We start from the raw sequence: 16,820 nt of genomic DNA, 5'->3' as shown, positions 1-16,820 counted from the left end.
TGTTGGTGGTGCTGTGAATCTTTGCGTTGCCGGCGGGCCGGCTCGCCCATCGCATGGCCGCCGTCACTGTCATAATGCAGGACGTTGCCCGCGGTCGTGTCTCTGTTTGCTGCCGTGCGCGGGCTTTGCGCTCGTCCCGCGAGGTATGGCTCCGCTGCGGCGCGAGCCCGGAATGCCGAGATTATCCCCAAAACGTCATGTTTGAAGAAACCCGTGCCAATGTTCCGCTCGCCGAACGCCTGCGGCCACGCAATATCGACGAAGTGATCGGCCAGGCGCATCTGCTCGGTCCGAACAAGCCGCTCAGGGTCGCGTTCGAATCCGGCGAAGCCCATTCGATGATCCTATGGGGGCCGCCCGGTGTCGGCAAGACCACGCTCGCACGGTTGATGGCCGACGCGTTCGATGCGCAATTCATCGCGCTGTCGGCGGTGCTCTCGGGCGTGAAGGATATTCGCGAGGCGGTCGAGACCGCGCAGATCCATCGCGCGAACGGCCATCAGACGCTGGTGTTCGTCGACGAAGTGCATCGCTTCAACAAGAGCCAGCAAGACGCGTTCTTGCCGCACGTCGAGTCGGGCCTGTTCGTGTTCGTCGGCGCGACGACCGAGAATCCGTCGTTCGAGGTCAATAGCGCGTTGCTCTCGCGCGCCGCGGTCTACGTGCTGAAGAGCCTGACCGACGACGAACAGATCGAGCTGCTCGATCGCGCGCAAAAGGAGCTCGGCGGCCTCACCTTCACTGACGAAGCGCGTGCCGCGCTGATCGGTTCGGCCGACGGCGACGGCCGCAAGCTGCTGAACAACCTCGAGATCGTCGCGCGCGCGGCCGCGCGGCAGAAGACCACCGAGATCGACGGCGCGTTGCTCGGCAGCGCGCTCGCGGAAAACCTGCGCCGCTTCGACAAGGGCGGCGACGCGTTCTACGATCAGATCAGCGCGCTGCATAAATCGGTGCGCGGCAGCAACCCGGACGGCGCGCTGTACTGGTTCTGCCGCATGCTCGACGGCGGCGCGGACCCGCGCTACCTCGCGCGGCGGATCGTGCGCATGGCGTGGGAAGACATCGGCCTCGCGGATCCGCGCGCCGCGCGCATCACGCTCGACGCCGCCGAAACTTATGAACGTCTAGGCTCGCCCGAAGGAGAACTCGCGCTCGCGCAGGCGATCATCTATCTGGCGGTCGCGCCGAAGTCGAACGCCGGGTACAACGCGTATAACGAGGCGCGGCGCTTCGTCGGCAAGGACCAGTCGCGCGCGGTGCCGGTGCATCTGCGCAACGCCCCGACGAAACTGATGCAGGAACTCGGCTACGGTCACGACTACCGTTACGCGCACGACGAACCCGATGCGTACGCGGCCGGCGAGACCTATCTCCCGGACGGCATGCGTGAGCCGCATTGGTACGAGCCGACGCCGCGTGGCCTCGAAGGCAAGATCGGCGAGAAGCTCGCGCGCCTCGCCGAGCTCGACGCGCGGTGGCGCGCGGAGAACAAGCCGAAGAAGGCTTGAGGCGTTTCGCGCTTGCCGGTGCGCTAAAATTGCATTTTCATCCAACGAACATCCGCCCCATCCCATGCTCGACATCCAGTTGCTGCGCAAAGACCTCGACGGCGTCGCGAAGCGCCTCGCCGACCGCGGCTATATCCTCGACGTCGCGGCCTTCACCGCGCTCGAAGCGGAACGCCGCGATACCCAGACCCGTACCGAAGAACTGCAGGCGCGCCGCAACAGCCTGTCCAAGCAGATCGGCGCGATGAAGGGGCGCGGCGAAGATACGTCGGCGGTGATGGCCGAGGTCGGCGGCATCGGCGACGAGATGAAGGCGTCGGCGGTCAAGCTCGAAGACATCCAGAAACGTCTGTCGGATCTGCTGCTCGGCGTGCCGAATCTGGCGCACGAGAGCGTGCCGCTCGGCAATGACGAGACCGCCAACGTGGAAGTGCGCCGCTGGGGCACGCCGCGTCAGTTCGACTTCGAGGTGAAGGATCACGTCGACGTCGGCACGCCGCTCGGCCTCGACTTCGAGACCGGCGCGAAGCTGTCGGGCGCGCGCTTCACGATGCTGCGCGGGCAGATAGCGCGGCTGCACCGCGCGCTCGCGCAGTTCATGATCGACACGCACACGCAGCAGCATGGCTATACGGAGATCTACACGCCGTACATCGTGAATCCGGACATCCTGTACGGCACCGGCCAACTGCCGAAGTTCGCGGACGAGATGTTCCGCGTCGAGAAGGGCGGCAGCGAAAACACGGTCACGCAGTACCTGATCTCGACCTCGGAAATTTCGCTGACGAACACGGTGCGTGAGAGCATCGTCGAAGCGGACGCGCTGCCGATCAAGCTGACCGCACACTCGCCGTGCTTCCGCTCGGAAGCGGGCTCGTACGGCCGTGATACGCGCGGCATGATCCGTCAGCATCAGTTCGACAAGGTCGAGATGGTGCAGGTCGTCGCGCCGGATGCGTCGTACGAGGCGCTCGAGCAGATGGTCGGCCATGCCGAGGCGATTCTGCAGAAGCTCGAGTTGCCGTATCGCGTGATCACGCTGTGCACCGGCGACATGGGCTTCTCGGCCGCGAAGACCTACGACCTCGAAGTGTGGCTGCCCGCGCAGAACACGTATCGCGAGATTTCGAGTTGCTCCAATACCGAGTCCTTCCAGGCGCGACGCATGCAAGCGCGTTTCCGCAATGCGCAGGGCAAGCCCGAACTCGTGCATACGCTGAACGGCTCGGGTCTCGCGGTGGGCCGCACGCTCGTGGCGGTGCTCGAAAACTTCCAGAACGCCGATGGCTCGGTGACGGTGCCCGCTGCGCTGCGGCCTTACCTTGGCGGCGTCGAACGACTGGAAGTGCCGGCGGCCTGAACGTCGCTGGCGGTGTCCCAGCCCCTCGAAATTTTTTAGAAGTTTTTTCGCCGAGGGGCTTGGAAAACTGATTCGAGCTGTTTTATAATCTTTTTCTCCCAAGCAACGACCCGCTTGGATCCGACGAAGCACCAGCAAGTTGGAATACCCGGAAAGGTGGCAGAGTGGTCGAATGTACCTGACTCGAAATCAGGCGTACGGTTTCCCCGTACCGTGGGTTCGAATCCCACCCTTTCCGCCAAATCCTGAAAGCCCCTTGATCTCGTCGAGATCAAGGGGCTTTTGCTTTCGGTTATCGAATTGCTTTGAAACTCCATTCGAATCACCGACCGCGTTATTTCGATTTGCAACGTTCCTTCCATTCATATTTTTTGATTTGGCTATTCGCCGGGTTGCCGTGCCTTGTGTGGCGATGGAAGGAACTGTAATCCTCATCCCTATGGCTGTCGCGAGCTAAACAGGGTCGAAGTCCGAAAGTTCGCGTGTGTTCCGTTCCCTGATCGTACGAATCTTCGCATTACGCTGAGTTATTAGAAATATTCGCCCTTTTCGCAAATTATTACTGTTTTTTGCTGGGCGCAGTCATAACGTCAGGGTACGATTTCCGCCGACTGCAGCTTTTACGGGAATAATTTTCCTGTAAGCCAGTCTTTAGTGCTGCAATCGGTAAGAAAGCGCGCGGAGCAGGTAACCGCGCACACCCACGCACCCGCCTTGTCAATCTGAGCCACCGCGAGAAAACGCTTTCGCGCATCGGTTTAATCGGACATCAGAACGTGCGTTTTAAGCACTTCAGGACAACTGCATCATCAGCACTGCGAACTACTCGCAGCGGCTGCTTGCGCATTGTCCGTCCGCATCTCAGCAAATCCATTCCTCGGTCTTTTTATCGGGAATTTTCCCGACATTTGGAATTACTCCGCATGATAAAACGACGTCAATTTCTCAGCGGCCTGACTGCTCTCAGCGCAAGTTATCTTTTACCCGCATGTGGCGGCGGCGGATCCGGAAACGCGAGCAATAAGGCTTCCGGCGCCGCGGATGCTTCCGGTGCTTCCGGTACCGCGGCTGCCTCGGGTGCTTCCGGTTCCTCGGCTACTGCATCCAGCACCAAGGACACTACAACGCCGGTCGCCAACGACGCGAACGGCACCTCGCCCGACGGCACCACGCTGCCCGCTTCGCCATACATCATCGACAAGACCGGCGCGAAGTGGACGCTTTCCAATGGCGTCATCTATTGCAACGGCGCGACGGTCGGCGACACGTACAACGTGTCGCTCGTGCTGTGGTACGGCGGCAAGATCTGGCACTGCGGCACGGGCGGCCAGTACTATGTCATTGCGGGCGTCGCGAACCGGTGGCTGCCTTGCAACGACCCGCGCATCGCGATCACACCGCCTGCCGGCATGTTCTATGGCATGAACGGCCACTACGACTACACGTACACCCCCCAACAGATCGTTTCGATCCTGAAGGCAATGGGCTGCACGAGCTATCGTATCGGCGTCACCGACAATTCGACGCAGTTGAATGCAGCGATTGGCCTCGCGCAGGCTTTTCAGGCGGCGGGCATGACGTTGGTCGTGCTGATCGACCAGGGCGTGACCGACTCAAACGGCAACCTGTGGAACGGCGAGTCGGCCGCTTATACCGAGGGGTACGTGGTAGCCCAGGCGGTTGCCAACGCACTGAAGCCGTATGGCGTGACCATCTACGAATGCGGCAACGAGCTGACGCGGCAGAACGCCACCGTGCTCGACTTCACCACTGCGGGCACCTCGGCGGCGGACTTCAACAACGCAAACTGGCCGGTGATGCGCGGCCTGATGCGCGGAATGATCGACGGCGTGAAATCGGTGCAGGCGAACGCGAAGTGCGGCATCAATTTCTGCGTGAACGATATTGGCGCGGCCGACGCGTTGTGGGACGGTATGCAGCCGGACGGCAGCGGCGGCTACCCGACCGTGCGCTGGGACATCACCACGTGGCACAACTACGAGGTGTACGGCGATGTGTTCTCTCTTGGCGTGGACGGCGCGATGCCGGGCTTCGATCTGCCGACCTATTGCAAGGCCCGGTATGGCGTGCCGTTCATCATCACCGAGTGGAACACCGGACCGGAACAAACGGAGACCTACCGTGCGAGCTACATCACGTCGAAGCTCGGCGAGTTCTATCGGAACCGCAAGACGCACAATATCCAGGCGGTCATGTATTACGTCCTGGATAGCGGCAACGGCACCTACGGCATCATGATCGACGGTGCGCCGTGCAATCCGTCGTATAGCTCGTTTGCGAGCTTTACGGCTGCCAATCCGGACAACTGATCCGCAGACATCGACGTAAGCGGCGCCCAACCCTTCCTTCGGAGTCGGGAGGCGAGGCAAGGGCGCCTGATCCCGCCCGAAACTCCTCCATCACATTTAGTTCGGAAAACTGAGCGATTCGGCTGTCCGGCTCGACGAACCGCCGAACCTTTTCGCCGTGAATCAGGTGCGCTGCGCCACGAGCTTAAATAGCGCCAGCGCCGCTTTCCGCGCACCGCTTCAGCCGGTTTGCGCGGGGTCCCTCCACGATCCTCTGTACAATTGCCCGAAATCGCCCGAGCGAGCGGCGGTTGCGGGCCGCCGGGCTTTCGGGCGCGGCGGATCATCTCGCGCTTGACCCGCGACTTACATCGACTGAATTCATGGCCATTACCTACAAGACCCCCGACGATCTCGCGAGGCTGCGCATCGCCGGCCGCCTCGCAGCCGATGTGCTGGCAATGATCGGCGAGCACGTCAAGGCAGGCGTCTCCACCGACGACCTCGACGCGCTGTGCAACGACTACATCGTCAACATCCAGAAAGCGATTCCGGCCAACGTCGGCTATCTGGGCTTTCCGAAGACCGTCTGCACGTCAGTCAACCATGTCGTGTGTCACGGCATCCCGAATCGCAACGAGATTCTGAAAGACGGCGACATCGTCAATATCGACGTCGCTGTCATCAAGGACGGCTATTTCGGCGACACGAGCCGCATGTACTGCGTCGGTCAGCCGAGCACGGTCGCGCGTGCGCTGATCGACACGACTTACGAGGCGATGGTCGCGGGCATCCGCGAGGTGAAGCCGGGCGCGACGCTCGGCGACGTCGGCCACGCGATCCAGAAGATCGCGCAGCGCGAAGGCTTCTCGATCGTGCGCGACTACTGCGGGCACGGCATCGGCAAGGTCTATCACGAGGACCCGCAGGTGCTGCACTACGGTCAGCCGGGGCAGGGCGTGCGTCTGAAGCCGGGCATGGTCTTCACGATCGAGCCGATGATCAACGCGGGCCGCGCCGGCACGTCGGTGCAGCGCGACGGCTGGACCGTAATCACGAAAGACCGCTCGCTCTCGGCACAATGGGAGCACATGGTCGCCGTGACCGACGACGGCTATGAACTGCTGACGCCGTGGCCGGACGGCACCGGCCGCTACGAGGCGCCTTGACCCCGTCCGCCCAATCTGGTCAATAAAGAATTGACTCGCGGGCCGGTTCGGTTAAAGCTATGCGTTAGGGTTTCAAGGGGTTTTCGTCTGCATGAGTCCGTCATTGACCGTTCGCCGCATCACTGCTGATCAGGGCGCCGTTTTTCGGGAGCTCCGTACTGCATCGCTGCGGGAGGCGCCGTATGCCTTCGGCGCGACACTCGAGGAGGCGTTATCGGCCGACGCCGCCAGTTTCGACGCGACCGCGGCGGATCATGCGGTTTCGCAGACCATCGGTACTTTCATCCTGTACACCGAGGGTCATCCGGCCGGCCTGATCGAGGCGCATTTCGACGACACCCCTGAGCGCCGCGCGTTCGTCTGCGAGTTGTGGGTGGCGCCGGCCGTGCGTCATCTGCGCGGCGGCGAACTGCTCGTCGACACGGCGAGCAACTGGCTCGCCAATGCGGGCGCGGCGGAAATCTACGCGTGGGTCACCGACACGAACCGCAACGCGATGCGTTTCTACGAGGCGCTCGGCTTTGGCTCGACCGGCGAGCACCGGCGCGTCGAGCGCGCGCCCGAGCAGGTCGAAAGTCTGCTGGTGCGGCACGTTCCGACCACCTCGCAGGTGTTTCAACAGTGATCCCGCAAGCGGCGCGCCGCGCGCGCCGCTCGTCTTCGCCGTCCCTTCATCACGGTTTTCCCGCGAGCATTTCTTTCGCACCGTCGCGCGTCGATCGCACGGACGACACGCGTTGCGCCCGCAGGCGCTTGCACCAATTCTCCCGGTAAAAATAGTGGCCGCGCGCGTGTACGCCTGTAAAATACGCAAAATTTTTTGCCGAACGCTATGTCGCCCAAGAAATCGCCCTTTTTCGAACTGCGCAGCGGCTCTGTCGACACGCTGATGTTCGTGGTCAAAACGACCGACCTCGATGCGATGCGTGCCGAACTGACGCGGCGCTTCGAGGCGACCCCCGAATTCTTCGCCAACGACGTCGTCGCGATCGACGTGCGGCGACTCGCCGGCGACGAACGCGTGCCGCTTGACGAGATCGCGCAACTGCTCGACAGCGTGCGCATGCATCCCGTCGGCGTGGTCGCAAACGCGGAGCAGGCGTGGGCGGGGCAGTCGCGCTTGCCATTGCTCGAAGCGCGCGACCGCCGCGGTGCGACGGCGAAGCAGGCCGATGAGGGCGGCGCCGCGGCCGATACGGCAACGAACGCGGCAGCACCAGCCACCGCATCCACGACAACCAGTGCGGACGAGAACACGGCCGCCCCCACCGCCGTGCAACCCACCCCCGCCGCCGAACCGGTACGCCTCGCCACCTCGCCGCAAACGATGGTGGTCGACAAGCCGCTGCGCTCCGGCCAGCGCATTTACGCAAAAGGCGATCTGGTCGTGCTCGGTCTCGTCAGCTATGGCGCCGAGGTGATCGCGGAAGGCAACATCCATATTTACGCGCCGTTGCGCGGCCGGGCATTGGCCGGCGTGCAGGGCAATCACGACGCGCGCATTTTCTGCACGTGTCTCGAACCGGAACTGATCTCCATCGCGGGCATCTATCGAACCACGGAAAACCCACTGCCGGCCGACGTGCTCGGCAAGCCGGTACAGATCTGGCTCGAAGACGAAAAACTGATGATCGAACCGCTGCGGCTCACGTAAAGCGCCGCGAGCCGCGCACCAATTGACGCATTTGACGAACACAAGGTAAGGGTAATGGCAAAAATCATTGTGGTGACTTCGGGCAAGGGTGGCGTGGGCAAGACGACCACGAGCGCGAGCTTTGCGTCGGCCCTCGCGTTGCGCGGCAGCAAGACCGCCGTGATCGACTTCGACGTCGGCCTGCGTAACCTCGACCTCATCATGGGCTGTGAGCGCCGCGTCGTGTACGACCTGATCAACGTGATCCAGGGCGAAGCGAATCTGAACCAGGCGCTGATCAAAGACAAAAAATGCGAGAACCTGTTCATCCTGCCGGCGTCGCAAACGCGTGATAAGGACGCGCTGACGATGGAAGGCGTCGAGAAGGTCATCAACGATCTGATCGCGATGGACTTCGAGTACATCGTCTGCGATTCGCCGGCCGGTATCGAGTCGGGCGCGCTGCTTGCCATGCACTTCGCCGACGAGGCGCTGATCGTGACGAACCCGGAAGTGTCGTCGGTGCGCGACTCCGACCGCATTCTCGGCATCCTGTCGTCGAAGACCAAGCGCGCGATCGAAGGCAAGGAGCCGATCAAGGAGCACCTGCTGATCACCCGCTACAACCCGAAGCGCGTCAGCGAAGGCGAAATGCTGTCGCTCACCGACATCCAGGAAATTCTGCGCATCGACCTGATCGGCGTGATTCCTGAATCGGAAGCGGTGCTGCACGCGTCGAACCAGGGTCTGCCGGCCGTGCATCTGGACGGCACCGATGTGGCCGAAGCCTATAAGGACGTCGTGTCGCGTTTCCTCGGCGAGCAGAAATCGCTTCGCTTTGTCGATTACCAGAAGCCCGGGCTGCTGCAGCGCCTCTTCGGCACCAAGTAAGGGGGGCGCACGTAATGTCGATTCTTTCGTTTTTGCTGGGCGAGAAAAAGAAATCCGCGTCGGTAGCGAAGGAACGCCTGCAGTTGATCATCGCGCACGAGCGCGCCGGCGGCCATGCGCCCGCCGATTATCTGCCTGCGTTGCAACGCGAACTGGTGGCCGTGATCTCGAAGTACGTGAAGATCTCCGACGACGACATTCGCGTGAGTCTCGAGCGTCAGGACGATCTCGAGGTGCTCGAAGTCAAGATCGAAATACCGCAGGCCTGAGCTTCGGATGGACCGCCGGCTCTGCGGTCCCGCCTGCGCGGTCCCCATCGCATCACATTCAGGACATCGCCTCGCCCTCGCGCGCGCCGCGCGTGGTCATCTACTGACGCGGTGAACCGGACGCATCCGTCGCGTCGTCCTCGGCGGCGTTGTCGATGGATGGCTCGCCGTCGTTGCTGCCGGCCTCAGCCCGCGGCGCCTCGACCTCGGGCACTTCCGGCACCGGCGCGGGCGCCGGATGCGGCAGCGGCGCCATGTAGCGTTCGGCGAGCGACTCATAGAGTGGCGGGGTGAACAGGCGCGACACGCGACTGGCAATCAACGCAGTGGCCATCAGCGAAATCACGAGCGCGTGGCCGTCGATCATCTCCATCACGATCACGAAGGACGTGATCGGCGACTGAGTGACGGCGGCCAGATAGCCGACCATCGCGAGCGCGATCAGCATCGGCAATTGCATCGAATCGAACACCATGTGCAGCACATTGCCGAAGCCCGCGCCGATCGACAGCGACGGCGCGAAGATGCCGCCCGGAATACCGGGCAGGTACGAGCCGATCATCGCGATCATCTTCAGCACCGGATAGAACACCGACAACTGCTCGTGTCCTTCGAGCAGGCCGCGCGCCTCCGTATAGCCGCTGCCGAACGTTGCGCCGCCCGAGACCACGCCGACCACCGCGATCGCGAAGCCGCACAGCGCGGCAAACACGACCGGCCGCTCGCCATGAAGCTGGCGCAGCGGCGCCGGAATCCAGCGCGCGGTGTTCAGCAGCAGCCAGCCGAATATGCCGCCCGCGACCCCCGTGAGGATCGCCGTGACCAGCACCGCGACGGCGAGCAGGTCGGGGAAATGCGCGCCGATCTGGATCGTGCCGAAATAGGTGTAGTTGCCGTTCAGGCCCAGCGCGACCACGCCCGCGATGATGATCGCCGTGATCAGCACGCCGCTCGTGCGCGCCTCGAAGCTGCGCGTCAATTCCTCGATCGCGAACACGACGCCCGCCAGCGGCGTATTGAACGCCGCCGACAAACCCGCGGCCGCGCCCGCCAGCGCGAGCTGCCGTTCGATGTGCGCATTCGAGCGCGGATAGAGCCGGCGCATGTTGAACATCAGCGCGGCGCCGACCTGTACGGTCGGTCCTTCGCGGCCGATCGTGAAGCCGCCGAGAATCGCGAGAAACGAGACGCCGATCTTGCCGGCCAGGATCCGCAGCGACAGCAGCCGTGTGCCGTACGCTCGCGGCTTGCTGTGCAGCGTCGCGATCACCTGCGGAATGCCGCTGCCCTCGGCGCCGCGAAAGAACGTGCGCGTGAGCCATACCGAGAGTGCGCCGACCGCGGGAGTGATCACGAGCGGCGCCCAAACGTGTTGCCGCAGCACGCCGAGAAACTCGGCGTAGCCCCAATCGATCAGACGCGCATAGAACACGGCGACGAGACCGACGGCGATTGCGCCGAGCCAGAACACACCGTATTGCCGCCACAGGCGTTTCGCGCGACGCATGAGGGGAGAACGGGAGAGAAAGGGCTGGGACATGAGTCAGGTGGGGTGCAAAGGGCCAAGTATAAGGCGTGCGGGCCGGCCGGCATGCGCGAAGGGGTTTTGGAACGATGCGGGCGAATGCTCGGATGTATTCGGCTCTTCGCTGTAACGGGCCGTATTGAGACCCAGACGCATGCGATGCCCATTTGGCTCGGATCGCTAAAAATCGTCAGCTAAAATAAGTTCAATTTCGAACAAAGAACAGGCCCTCAATGAAGCGAATCCTTATCGTCAAGGTCACTTCACTAGGCGATATCGTGCAGGCGTTGCCAGTGGTCGCCGATATCAAACGCGCGTTTCCTGGCGTTCAGGTGGATTGGGCGGCGGACGAATCATTTGCCGAGCTCCTGCGCTGGAGCAAGGGTGTCGATCGCGTGCTGTGCGCGCCGCTGCGCCGCTTCAAGAAGGCGCGCCGCTGGAGTGATCTGAAGGCGATCCTGGCATCGATCTCCGAACTGCGCGCGTATCGCTACGACTACATCATCGACATTCACGGCGTCTACAAGAGCGCAATCATCGCCTTCCTCGCGCGCTCTTCACGGCGCATCGGGTATCAATCCCAGGATCTGGGCGAGCGCGGCGCCGCGTTCGCGTACACCGGGCGTTTCGGCCCACGTCCGCAATGCAACGCGTGGCACGGCATGCGTATCAGCGCCGGCGAGGCGCTCGGCTACGAAGTAGAAGGGCCGCCCATCTACGACCTGCAGTTGCCAGAGGCCGTCACGCAGCTGTTCGCGGCGCAGGAAGCACCGGTCGCGGCGTTCTTTCACGCGACTTCGAAAGACGACAAGAAATGGCCGCTCGCGCACTGGGCGGCGGTGGGGCTCGCGCTGCGTGAGCGCGGTTTTCAGGTCGTGCTGCCGTGGGGCTCGGCCGGCGAGCGGGCAGAAGCCGAGACGATCGCCGAGCAGGTGCCAGGCGCAACCGTGCTGCCGCAAATGAGCGTGACCGAAATCGCGCAGATGATCGACAACTGCGCACTCGTGGTCGGTGCGGACACCGGCTTCGTGCACCTCGCGCATGCGCTGCAGAGGCGCACCGTGATGATCTTCGTCTCGACGTCGCCGTCGCATTGCGGCGTCGAGGCGCCGTATCGCTCGACCTCGATCGGCGACGGGCGCTCGGTACCGCCCGTCAGCGCCGTGCTCGAAGCGATCGACTACGTGCAAGCGTCAGAGCCGCCGCTTGCGGTACCGCACGGGTCGGCCGCCGCCTGAGCCCGTCCGCGCGATTCAGCAATCGTTTGCCTCAAAGAAAAAAGGCGCGCCGCGTAGTTCGCGCTCGCGGGCGGAGACTGCGCTGTCGCGCCTCACATATCGCCCGCGTCGGGGTACAGCGGGTGAAGAGGAATCGATTACACGTCTGTTAAAACTGTCGCTTTTCGTTGAGCGTTGAAGCGTCCGATGCGCGGGTGGCAAGGGCGTCGCGTTGGCGTGTCGCGGCGGGTTGCTGCCCGTCCCGCGCGCCTGAAGCCGCTCCTTTGCGCCGACGCCTATGTGGCCAGCAAGGCTTCTATCGCGACAGGATGCTGAACGGAGTGTAGGCGGTGCTTCCCGCCATGTTGGCGCGCTCCGGCGGGAGCACTGCGTGTCGCTCGAACGCGTCGATCCGGTACGTCGCTCGTGTAACAGCTCAGTGATCTTCACTTACAAATGGCAACGTTAGGCGCACGGCGCATCGTGTTCAATCGGGTCATTCGGGGTTTGCGCTCGAATCAATCTGACTCGATGGAGAACAACATGAAACGCCTGATCCTGGCTCTCGTGGCCTGCACCCTGCTCGCATCGGTACTCGGCGGCTGCGTCGTCGTGCCGGCGCCGGGCTACTACTACGGCGGCGGCTACTATCATCACGGCTACTACCGTTAAGCTGCGCGCCGCGCGTGGCTCGGACCACCGGGCCTCAGGCAAGGAGCATTTCGAAGGCGACCACCGCGGCAATCGCCGCGGCGTTCGCGGCCAGCGCCTCGGCGACGACGCCTTTCCATGTCGCCGGACGGAAGCGCAGCGCGAGCAGCAGCGAGCCGAGCAAGGCCAGCGCGAGGATTATCACGATATCGGCATTGTGAAGATGAACGCTCACGCGAGCCTCCCTGCCCGTTATGGGGTTACGTCGGGGAGTATAGGCACGCCAAAAAGAGGCGCAAGGCGGGAGATCTATCGAGGTCGGCGCGGCAATGGCGCGGAAACAACGCCCGCTGCCCGCCACCGCCGACAAGCAAAACCGCATGGGAGCCGCTGTTCAGGCATCGCAAAACGCGCATCGGCGCAAGCACTGCTGCGCCGATGCGTTGCATCACTTCATCAGACTGTCATTGCGCGTTTCGCGCATGCACAGCACACCGAACAGGCTCACGGCCGCCGCGACCGATACGTACGCGCCAACCCACGGCAGGCCGCCGTGAGCGGCGAGCACCTGGGCGATGTATGGCGCGACCGATGCACCGAGGATCCCGCCAAGGTTGTACGCGACACCGGCGCCCGTGTAGCGCACGTTGGTCGGGAACAGCTCCGGCAGCAGCGCGCCCATCGGCGCGAACGTCACGCCCATCAGGAACAACTGGATCACGAGGAACAGCAGCACGAGCGACGGCTCGCCGCTGCCGAGCAGCGGCGCCATCGTGAAGCCGGACAGGATCGCCGCGACAATGCCGGCGATCAGCACCGGCTTGCGCCCGAAGCGGTCGCTTGCGCGGGCCGACAGCGGCGTCGCGAGCGCCATGAACACGACGGCGATGCACAGCAGGCCAAGGAACGTCTGCCGCGGAATATGCAGCGACCCGACGCCGTACGACAGCGAGAACGTCGTCGCGTTATAGAACAGCGTGTAGCAGACCACCATCGCGAGCGCGCCGAGCACAGTCGGCACCCAGTGCTGCGAGAACAGCGTCGCGATCGGCACGCGCACACGTTCCTTGCGCTCGATCGCTGCCTGGAACGCGGGCGTCTCGGCAATTTTCAGCCGCACGTACAGGCCGAGCACGACCAGCACCGAGCTGACGATGAACGGCACACGCCAGCCCCAGCTCCGGAACTGCTCGTCGGAGAGCGACAGCGAGAGCGCGAAGAACAGGCCATTCGAGGCGAGGAAGCCGATCGACGGGCCAAGCTGCGGGAACATGCCGAACCAGCCGCGTTTGCCGGCCGGCGCGTTTTCGGTAGCGAGCAGCGCGGCGCCGCCCCATTCGCCGCCGAGACCGATACCCTGGCCGAAACGCAGTACGCACAGCAGGATCGGCGCGAGGCTGCCGATTGCGTCGTAGCCCGGCACGAAGCCTATCAACGTAGTCGACAGACCCATCACGAGCAGTGAGGCGACCAACGTCGATTTACGGCCGATGCGATCGCCGAAGTGGCCGAACAGGAATGAGCCGATTGGCCGCGCGACGAACGCGATGCCGAATGTGACGAACGCCGACAGCGCCTGCGCGGTGGCCGAGCCATGCGGGAAGAATACCGGTCCGATCACGAGCGCGGCGGCGGTCGCGTAGACATAGAAGTCATAGAACTCGATCGCGGTGCCGATGAAGCTCGCAAAGATGATCCGCGCGCTACTGTTTTGCCCGGCTGCGGGCTGGACCGCGGAAATCGGCGAAGTGGACATGCAGGGGTCTCCATTTCTCGTGAGGCCGCGCGACGCTGTGCCGTGCTTCGCAGACAGGCGGCGCACGCGGGGGCGGCATCCTCGTTGTGATGTGGGTTTGGGTGCCGCGCGCGGATACCGCCGCGGCACTGTAGTCGGCTCATGCGCCGCGCCGGCGGATAGGCGGACGGCGTGAGCCATGCCGGAAGGTTCCGGCGCGGGGAGTCGGAAAATTATAGCGAGCGCGCTCGTTGCGCAGCAATGGCCACGTAAGCGGGCGCGGCAACGAAGGGTGCGCCATGCGCGATGGCCTGGCGCGCTCGCGCGCGCTCAGTTCAACGATTCCGCCTGCGGCGCCGCCAGTTCGCGCAGCTGGAATTTGCCGTTGTCGTTGAACAGCCAGTCTTCGAATAGCTCGAGCTGGCCGCGGCCGTTCAGCAGTTTGCCGGGCGGTTGCGGCAGCGGCGCCGAGCGGCGCAGAGTCGCGAGCGCGGTGCTTTCGGCTTCGTCGTCGCCGTTCGTGCGATACACCTTCGACTCGACGATATGTCCATCGCGATCGACCGTGAACGAGACCACCACGAGCGAGCGCAGCATCGCCTGCGGCTTGCCCTGCAGCACATAGGACGGATTGCGCTCGACGATCCGTCGTGCGACCGCGTCGCGGTATTGATCGAGCGTCGCGCTGTTGATTGCGGCCACTGGTGTGCTGACGGTTTCGTGCGGCATCAGCGGCGTGATCGTGCAACCGGCCACGGCGGCAATGCCAAGCACGGCGAGCAACAGCCGATGTACGGGCGATGAACTCGCGTGCGCTGCCATGAGGAAGAATGGGACCGTACGACGAAGGCGAAGGGGAGGTGTGCGAGAGAACATCGTCGACGGACTTCGAAGAGAGCCTGATTGAATGGTAGTCAAAAACCAGGAGGATTCAACTAGCGTTCGCCCGATGGATGCCGGGCGCCATGCTGGCTCATCGATCGATGCGCGTCGATGCAAGGACCGGAAAGATGCGCGAATGGGCCGGCGAGCGAAACGCGCCTGCAAAAAAGGCGAACCCGTCAAACAGGTTCGCCTTTGGGGTATCGATTCAACGAACAACGCCGCAAGTATAGGCTGACGGCGCTGCCGAACCGTCGCTCACTTCAGCGCCGCGCGCGCCGCCTTCGCCGCGGCCAGCACCTGCTCGGGCGCGGTGCCACCCGGATGATTGCGGCTCGCCACCGAGCCTTCCAGCGTCAGATACGAGAACACGTCGTCGCCGATCAGATGCGCGACGTTCGGCAGCTCGCTGCGCATTTCGTCGAGCGTCAGGTCCGCGAGATCGCAGCCGCGATCGGCGCACACGCGCACCGCGAGCGCGACCGCTTCGTGCGCGTCGCGAAACGGCAGGCCGCGCTTGACGAGATAGTCGGCGAGGTCCGTTGCGGTCGAGAAGCCTTGCAACGCGGCGTCGCGCATCGCCTGCGGTTTGACCGTGATGCCGGCGACCATTTCGGCAAAGATGCGCAGCGTGTCGGCGACCGTATCGACGGTGTCGAACAGCGGCTCCTTGTCTTCCTGATTGTCCTTGTTGTAGGCGAGCGGTTGGCCCTTCATCAGCGTGAGCAGGGCCATCAGATGGCCGTTCACGCGGCCGGTCTTGCCGCGCGCAAGCTCAGGCACGTCCGGGTTCTTCTTTTGCGGCATGATCGACGAGCCGGTGCAGAAACGGTCGGCCAGATCGATGAAGCCCACGCGCGGGCTCATCCACAGCACCAGTTCTTCGGAGAAGCGCGACACGTGCGTCATCACGAGCGCGCAAGCAGCCGTGAATTCGATCGCGAAGTCGCGGTCGGAGACCGCATCGAGCGAATTCGCGCAGATGCCGTCGAAGCCGAGCGTCTTCGCCACGGCGTGACGGTCGATCGGATAGCTGGTGCCGGCGAGCGCCGCCGCGCCGAGCGGCAGACGGTTCACGCGCTTGCGGCAGTCGAGCATGCGCTCGGCGTCGCGGGAGAACATCTCGACGTACGCGAGCAGATGGTGGCCGAACGTGACCGGCTGCGCGACCTGCAGGTGCGTGAAGCCCGGCATGATGGTCGCGGCGTTCTTCTCCGCGATGTCGATGAGCGCCACGCGCAGCTCGGTGAGCAGCCCGCCGATGCGGTCGATCTCGCCGCGCAGCCACAGGCGGATGTCGGTCGCGACCTGGTCGTTGCGCGAGCGGCCGGTGTGCAGGCGCTTGCCGGCGTCGCCGATCAGCGCGGTCAGGCGCGCTTCGATGTTCAGGTGCACGTCTTCGAGATCGAGTTGCCATTCGAATTCGCCGCGCTCGATTTCACCCTTGATCTGTGCCATGCCGCGCTGGATCGCGGCGAGGTCGTCGGCGGAGATGATTTTCTGCGCGGCGAGCATCGACGCGTGCGCGAGCGACCCCTCGATGTCGACGAACGCCAGACGCTTGTCGAAGAAAACCGACGACGTGTAGCGTTTGACGAGCTCCGACATCGGCTCCGAGAAGCGAGCCGACCAGGCTTCGCCTTTTTTGTGCAGTTGGGACGTCATGGT

At 63.7% G+C, this 16,820-nt stretch carries 15 protein-coding genes and 1 tRNA gene; 11 read left to right on the top strand and 5 right to left on the bottom strand.

Features of this window, described 5'->3' with window-relative positions:
* The first annotated feature begins 197 nt into the window (after nucleotides 1-197).
* From LJ655_RS04180 to minE, 9 genes are all read left to right on the top strand, one after another.
* The gene (locus LJ655_RS04180; RefSeq protein ID WP_230559997.1) at nucleotides 198-1,511 is read left to right on the top strand and encodes a replication-associated recombination protein A; all 1,314 of its coding nucleotides are present in this window, start codon (nucleotides 198-200) and stop codon (nucleotides 1,509-1,511) included.
* A gap of 64 nt (nucleotides 1,512-1,575) precedes the next feature.
* Nucleotides 1,576-2,871, top strand: a complete 1,296-nt coding sequence (gene serS, locus LJ655_RS04175; protein ID WP_230559996.1) for a serine--tRNA ligase — start codon at nucleotides 1,576-1,578, stop codon at nucleotides 2,869-2,871.
* 150 nt (nucleotides 2,872-3,021) lie between these two features.
* Nucleotides 3,022-3,112: transfer RNA gene (locus tag LJ655_RS04170), tRNA-Ser, on the top strand.
* 682 nt (nucleotides 3,113-3,794) lie between these two features.
* Nucleotides 3,795-5,201 carry a hypothetical protein gene (locus LJ655_RS04165; RefSeq protein ID WP_230559995.1) on the top strand — a complete coding sequence of 469 codons (1,407 nt, stop codon included), beginning with the start codon at nucleotides 3,795-3,797 and terminating at the stop codon, nucleotides 5,199-5,201.
* Nucleotides 5,202-5,563: 362 nt separating this feature from the next.
* A complete protein-coding gene (gene map / locus LJ655_RS04160; RefSeq protein WP_230559994.1) occupies nucleotides 5,564-6,349 on the top strand; it encodes a type I methionyl aminopeptidase in 786 nt (261 codons plus the stop codon).
* Nucleotides 6,350-6,440: 91 nt separating this feature from the next.
* Nucleotides 6,441-6,974, top strand: a complete 534-nt coding sequence (locus LJ655_RS04155) for a GNAT family N-acetyltransferase (protein WP_230559993.1) — start codon at nucleotides 6,441-6,443, stop codon at nucleotides 6,972-6,974.
* Between the two features lie 207 nt (nucleotides 6,975-7,181).
* Nucleotides 7,182-8,003 carry a septum site-determining protein MinC gene (gene minC / locus LJ655_RS04150; protein ID WP_230559992.1) on the top strand — a complete coding sequence of 274 codons (822 nt, stop codon included), beginning with the start codon at nucleotides 7,182-7,184 and terminating at the stop codon, nucleotides 8,001-8,003.
* Between the two features lie 54 nt (nucleotides 8,004-8,057).
* Complete coding sequence (minD, locus tag LJ655_RS04145) at nucleotides 8,058-8,873, top strand: septum site-determining protein MinD (RefSeq protein WP_013088749.1); 816 nt, start codon at nucleotides 8,058-8,060, stop codon at nucleotides 8,871-8,873.
* A gap of 14 nt (nucleotides 8,874-8,887) precedes the next feature.
* Nucleotides 8,888-9,142: a cell division topological specificity factor MinE gene (gene minE, locus LJ655_RS04140; RefSeq protein ID WP_008922443.1), complete on the top strand. Its 255-nt coding sequence runs from the start codon at nucleotides 8,888-8,890 to the stop codon at nucleotides 9,140-9,142.
* 100 nt (nucleotides 9,143-9,242) lie between these two features.
* On the opposite strand, the gene LJ655_RS04135 is transcribed toward minE, so the two are convergent.
* Entirely contained in the window at nucleotides 9,243-10,682 is a 1,440-nt protein-coding gene (locus LJ655_RS04135; protein ID WP_230559991.1) for a chloride channel protein, read from the bottom strand.
* Nucleotides 10,683-10,900: 218 nt separating this feature from the next.
* On the opposite strand from LJ655_RS04135, the gene waaC reads away from it, so the two are divergent.
* A complete protein-coding gene (gene waaC / locus LJ655_RS04130; protein ID WP_230559990.1) occupies nucleotides 10,901-11,905 on the top strand; it encodes a lipopolysaccharide heptosyltransferase I in 1,005 nt (334 codons plus the stop codon).
* A 522-nt stretch (nucleotides 11,906-12,427) separates the two neighbouring features.
* Nucleotides 12,428-12,556, top strand: a complete 129-nt coding sequence (locus LJ655_RS30050; RefSeq protein ID WP_268991323.1) for a hypothetical protein — start codon at nucleotides 12,428-12,430, stop codon at nucleotides 12,554-12,556.
* A 34-nt stretch (nucleotides 12,557-12,590) separates the two neighbouring features.
* Here the strand turns inward: LJ655_RS30050 and LJ655_RS04125 are convergent, their stop codons facing one another.
* The 4 genes from LJ655_RS04125 to argH all read right to left on the bottom strand — a co-directional run bounded on the left by LJ655_RS04125 (nucleotide 12,591) and on the right by argH (nucleotide 16,817).
* Complete coding sequence (locus tag LJ655_RS04125) at nucleotides 12,591-12,770, bottom strand: hypothetical protein (protein WP_230559989.1); 180 nt, start codon at nucleotides 12,768-12,770, stop codon at nucleotides 12,591-12,593.
* Between the two features lie 213 nt (nucleotides 12,771-12,983).
* A complete protein-coding gene (locus LJ655_RS04120; protein ID WP_230559988.1) occupies nucleotides 12,984-14,291 on the bottom strand; it encodes an MFS transporter in 1,308 nt (435 codons plus the stop codon).
* Nucleotides 14,292-14,600: 309 nt separating this feature from the next.
* Nucleotides 14,601-15,092: a TonB family protein gene (locus LJ655_RS04115; RefSeq protein ID WP_230559987.1), complete on the bottom strand. Its 492-nt coding sequence runs from the start codon at nucleotides 15,090-15,092 to the stop codon at nucleotides 14,601-14,603.
* A gap of 318 nt (nucleotides 15,093-15,410) precedes the next feature.
* Nucleotides 15,411-16,817, bottom strand: coding sequence for an argininosuccinate lyase (argH, locus tag LJ655_RS04110; protein ID WP_230559986.1), 1,407 nt, complete (start codon nucleotides 16,815-16,817; stop codon nucleotides 15,411-15,413).
* Nucleotides 16,818-16,820: the final 3 nt, after the last annotated feature.

This window comes from Paraburkholderia translucens (assembly GCF_020881035.1).
Classification (GTDB): domain Bacteria; phylum Pseudomonadota; class Gammaproteobacteria; order Burkholderiales; family Burkholderiaceae; genus Paraburkholderia; species Paraburkholderia translucens.
Note: the sequence above shows the minus strand (reverse complement) of the source record. Positions and strands in the feature narration are given on the sequence as shown.

Coding starts and splice junctions, on each gene's coding strand:
- LJ655_RS04180 (WP_230559997.1), top strand. CDS start 198: ATGTTTGAAGAAACCCGTGCCAATGTTCCGCTCGCCGAACGCCTGCGG.
- serS (WP_230559996.1), top strand. CDS start 1,576: ATGCTCGACATCCAGTTGCTGCGCAAAGACCTCGACGGCGTCGCGAAG.
- LJ655_RS04165 (WP_230559995.1), top strand. CDS start 3,795: ATGATAAAACGACGTCAATTTCTCAGCGGCCTGACTGCTCTCAGCGCA.
- map (WP_230559994.1), top strand. CDS start 5,564: ATGGCCATTACCTACAAGACCCCCGACGATCTCGCGAGGCTGCGCATC.
- LJ655_RS04155 (WP_230559993.1), top strand. CDS start 6,441: ATGAGTCCGTCATTGACCGTTCGCCGCATCACTGCTGATCAGGGCGCC.
- minC (WP_230559992.1), top strand. CDS start 7,182: ATGTCGCCCAAGAAATCGCCCTTTTTCGAACTGCGCAGCGGCTCTGTC.
- minD (WP_013088749.1), top strand. CDS start 8,058: ATGGCAAAAATCATTGTGGTGACTTCGGGCAAGGGTGGCGTGGGCAAG.
- minE (WP_008922443.1), top strand. CDS start 8,888: ATGTCGATTCTTTCGTTTTTGCTGGGCGAGAAAAAGAAATCCGCGTCG.
- LJ655_RS04135 (WP_230559991.1), bottom strand. CDS start 10,682: ATGTCCCAGCCCTTTCTCTCCCGTTCTCCCCTCATGCGTCGCGCGAAA.
- waaC (WP_230559990.1), top strand. CDS start 10,901: ATGAAGCGAATCCTTATCGTCAAGGTCACTTCACTAGGCGATATCGTG.
- LJ655_RS30050 (WP_268991323.1), top strand. CDS start 12,428: ATGAAACGCCTGATCCTGGCTCTCGTGGCCTGCACCCTGCTCGCATCG.
- LJ655_RS04120 (WP_230559988.1), bottom strand. CDS start 14,291: ATGTCCACTTCGCCGATTTCCGCGGTCCAGCCCGCAGCCGGGCAAAAC.
- LJ655_RS04115 (WP_230559987.1), bottom strand. CDS start 15,092: ATGGCAGCGCACGCGAGTTCATCGCCCGTACATCGGCTGTTGCTCGCC.
- argH (WP_230559986.1), bottom strand. CDS start 16,817: ATGACGTCCCAACTGCACAAAAAAGGCGAAGCCTGGTCGGCTCGCTTC.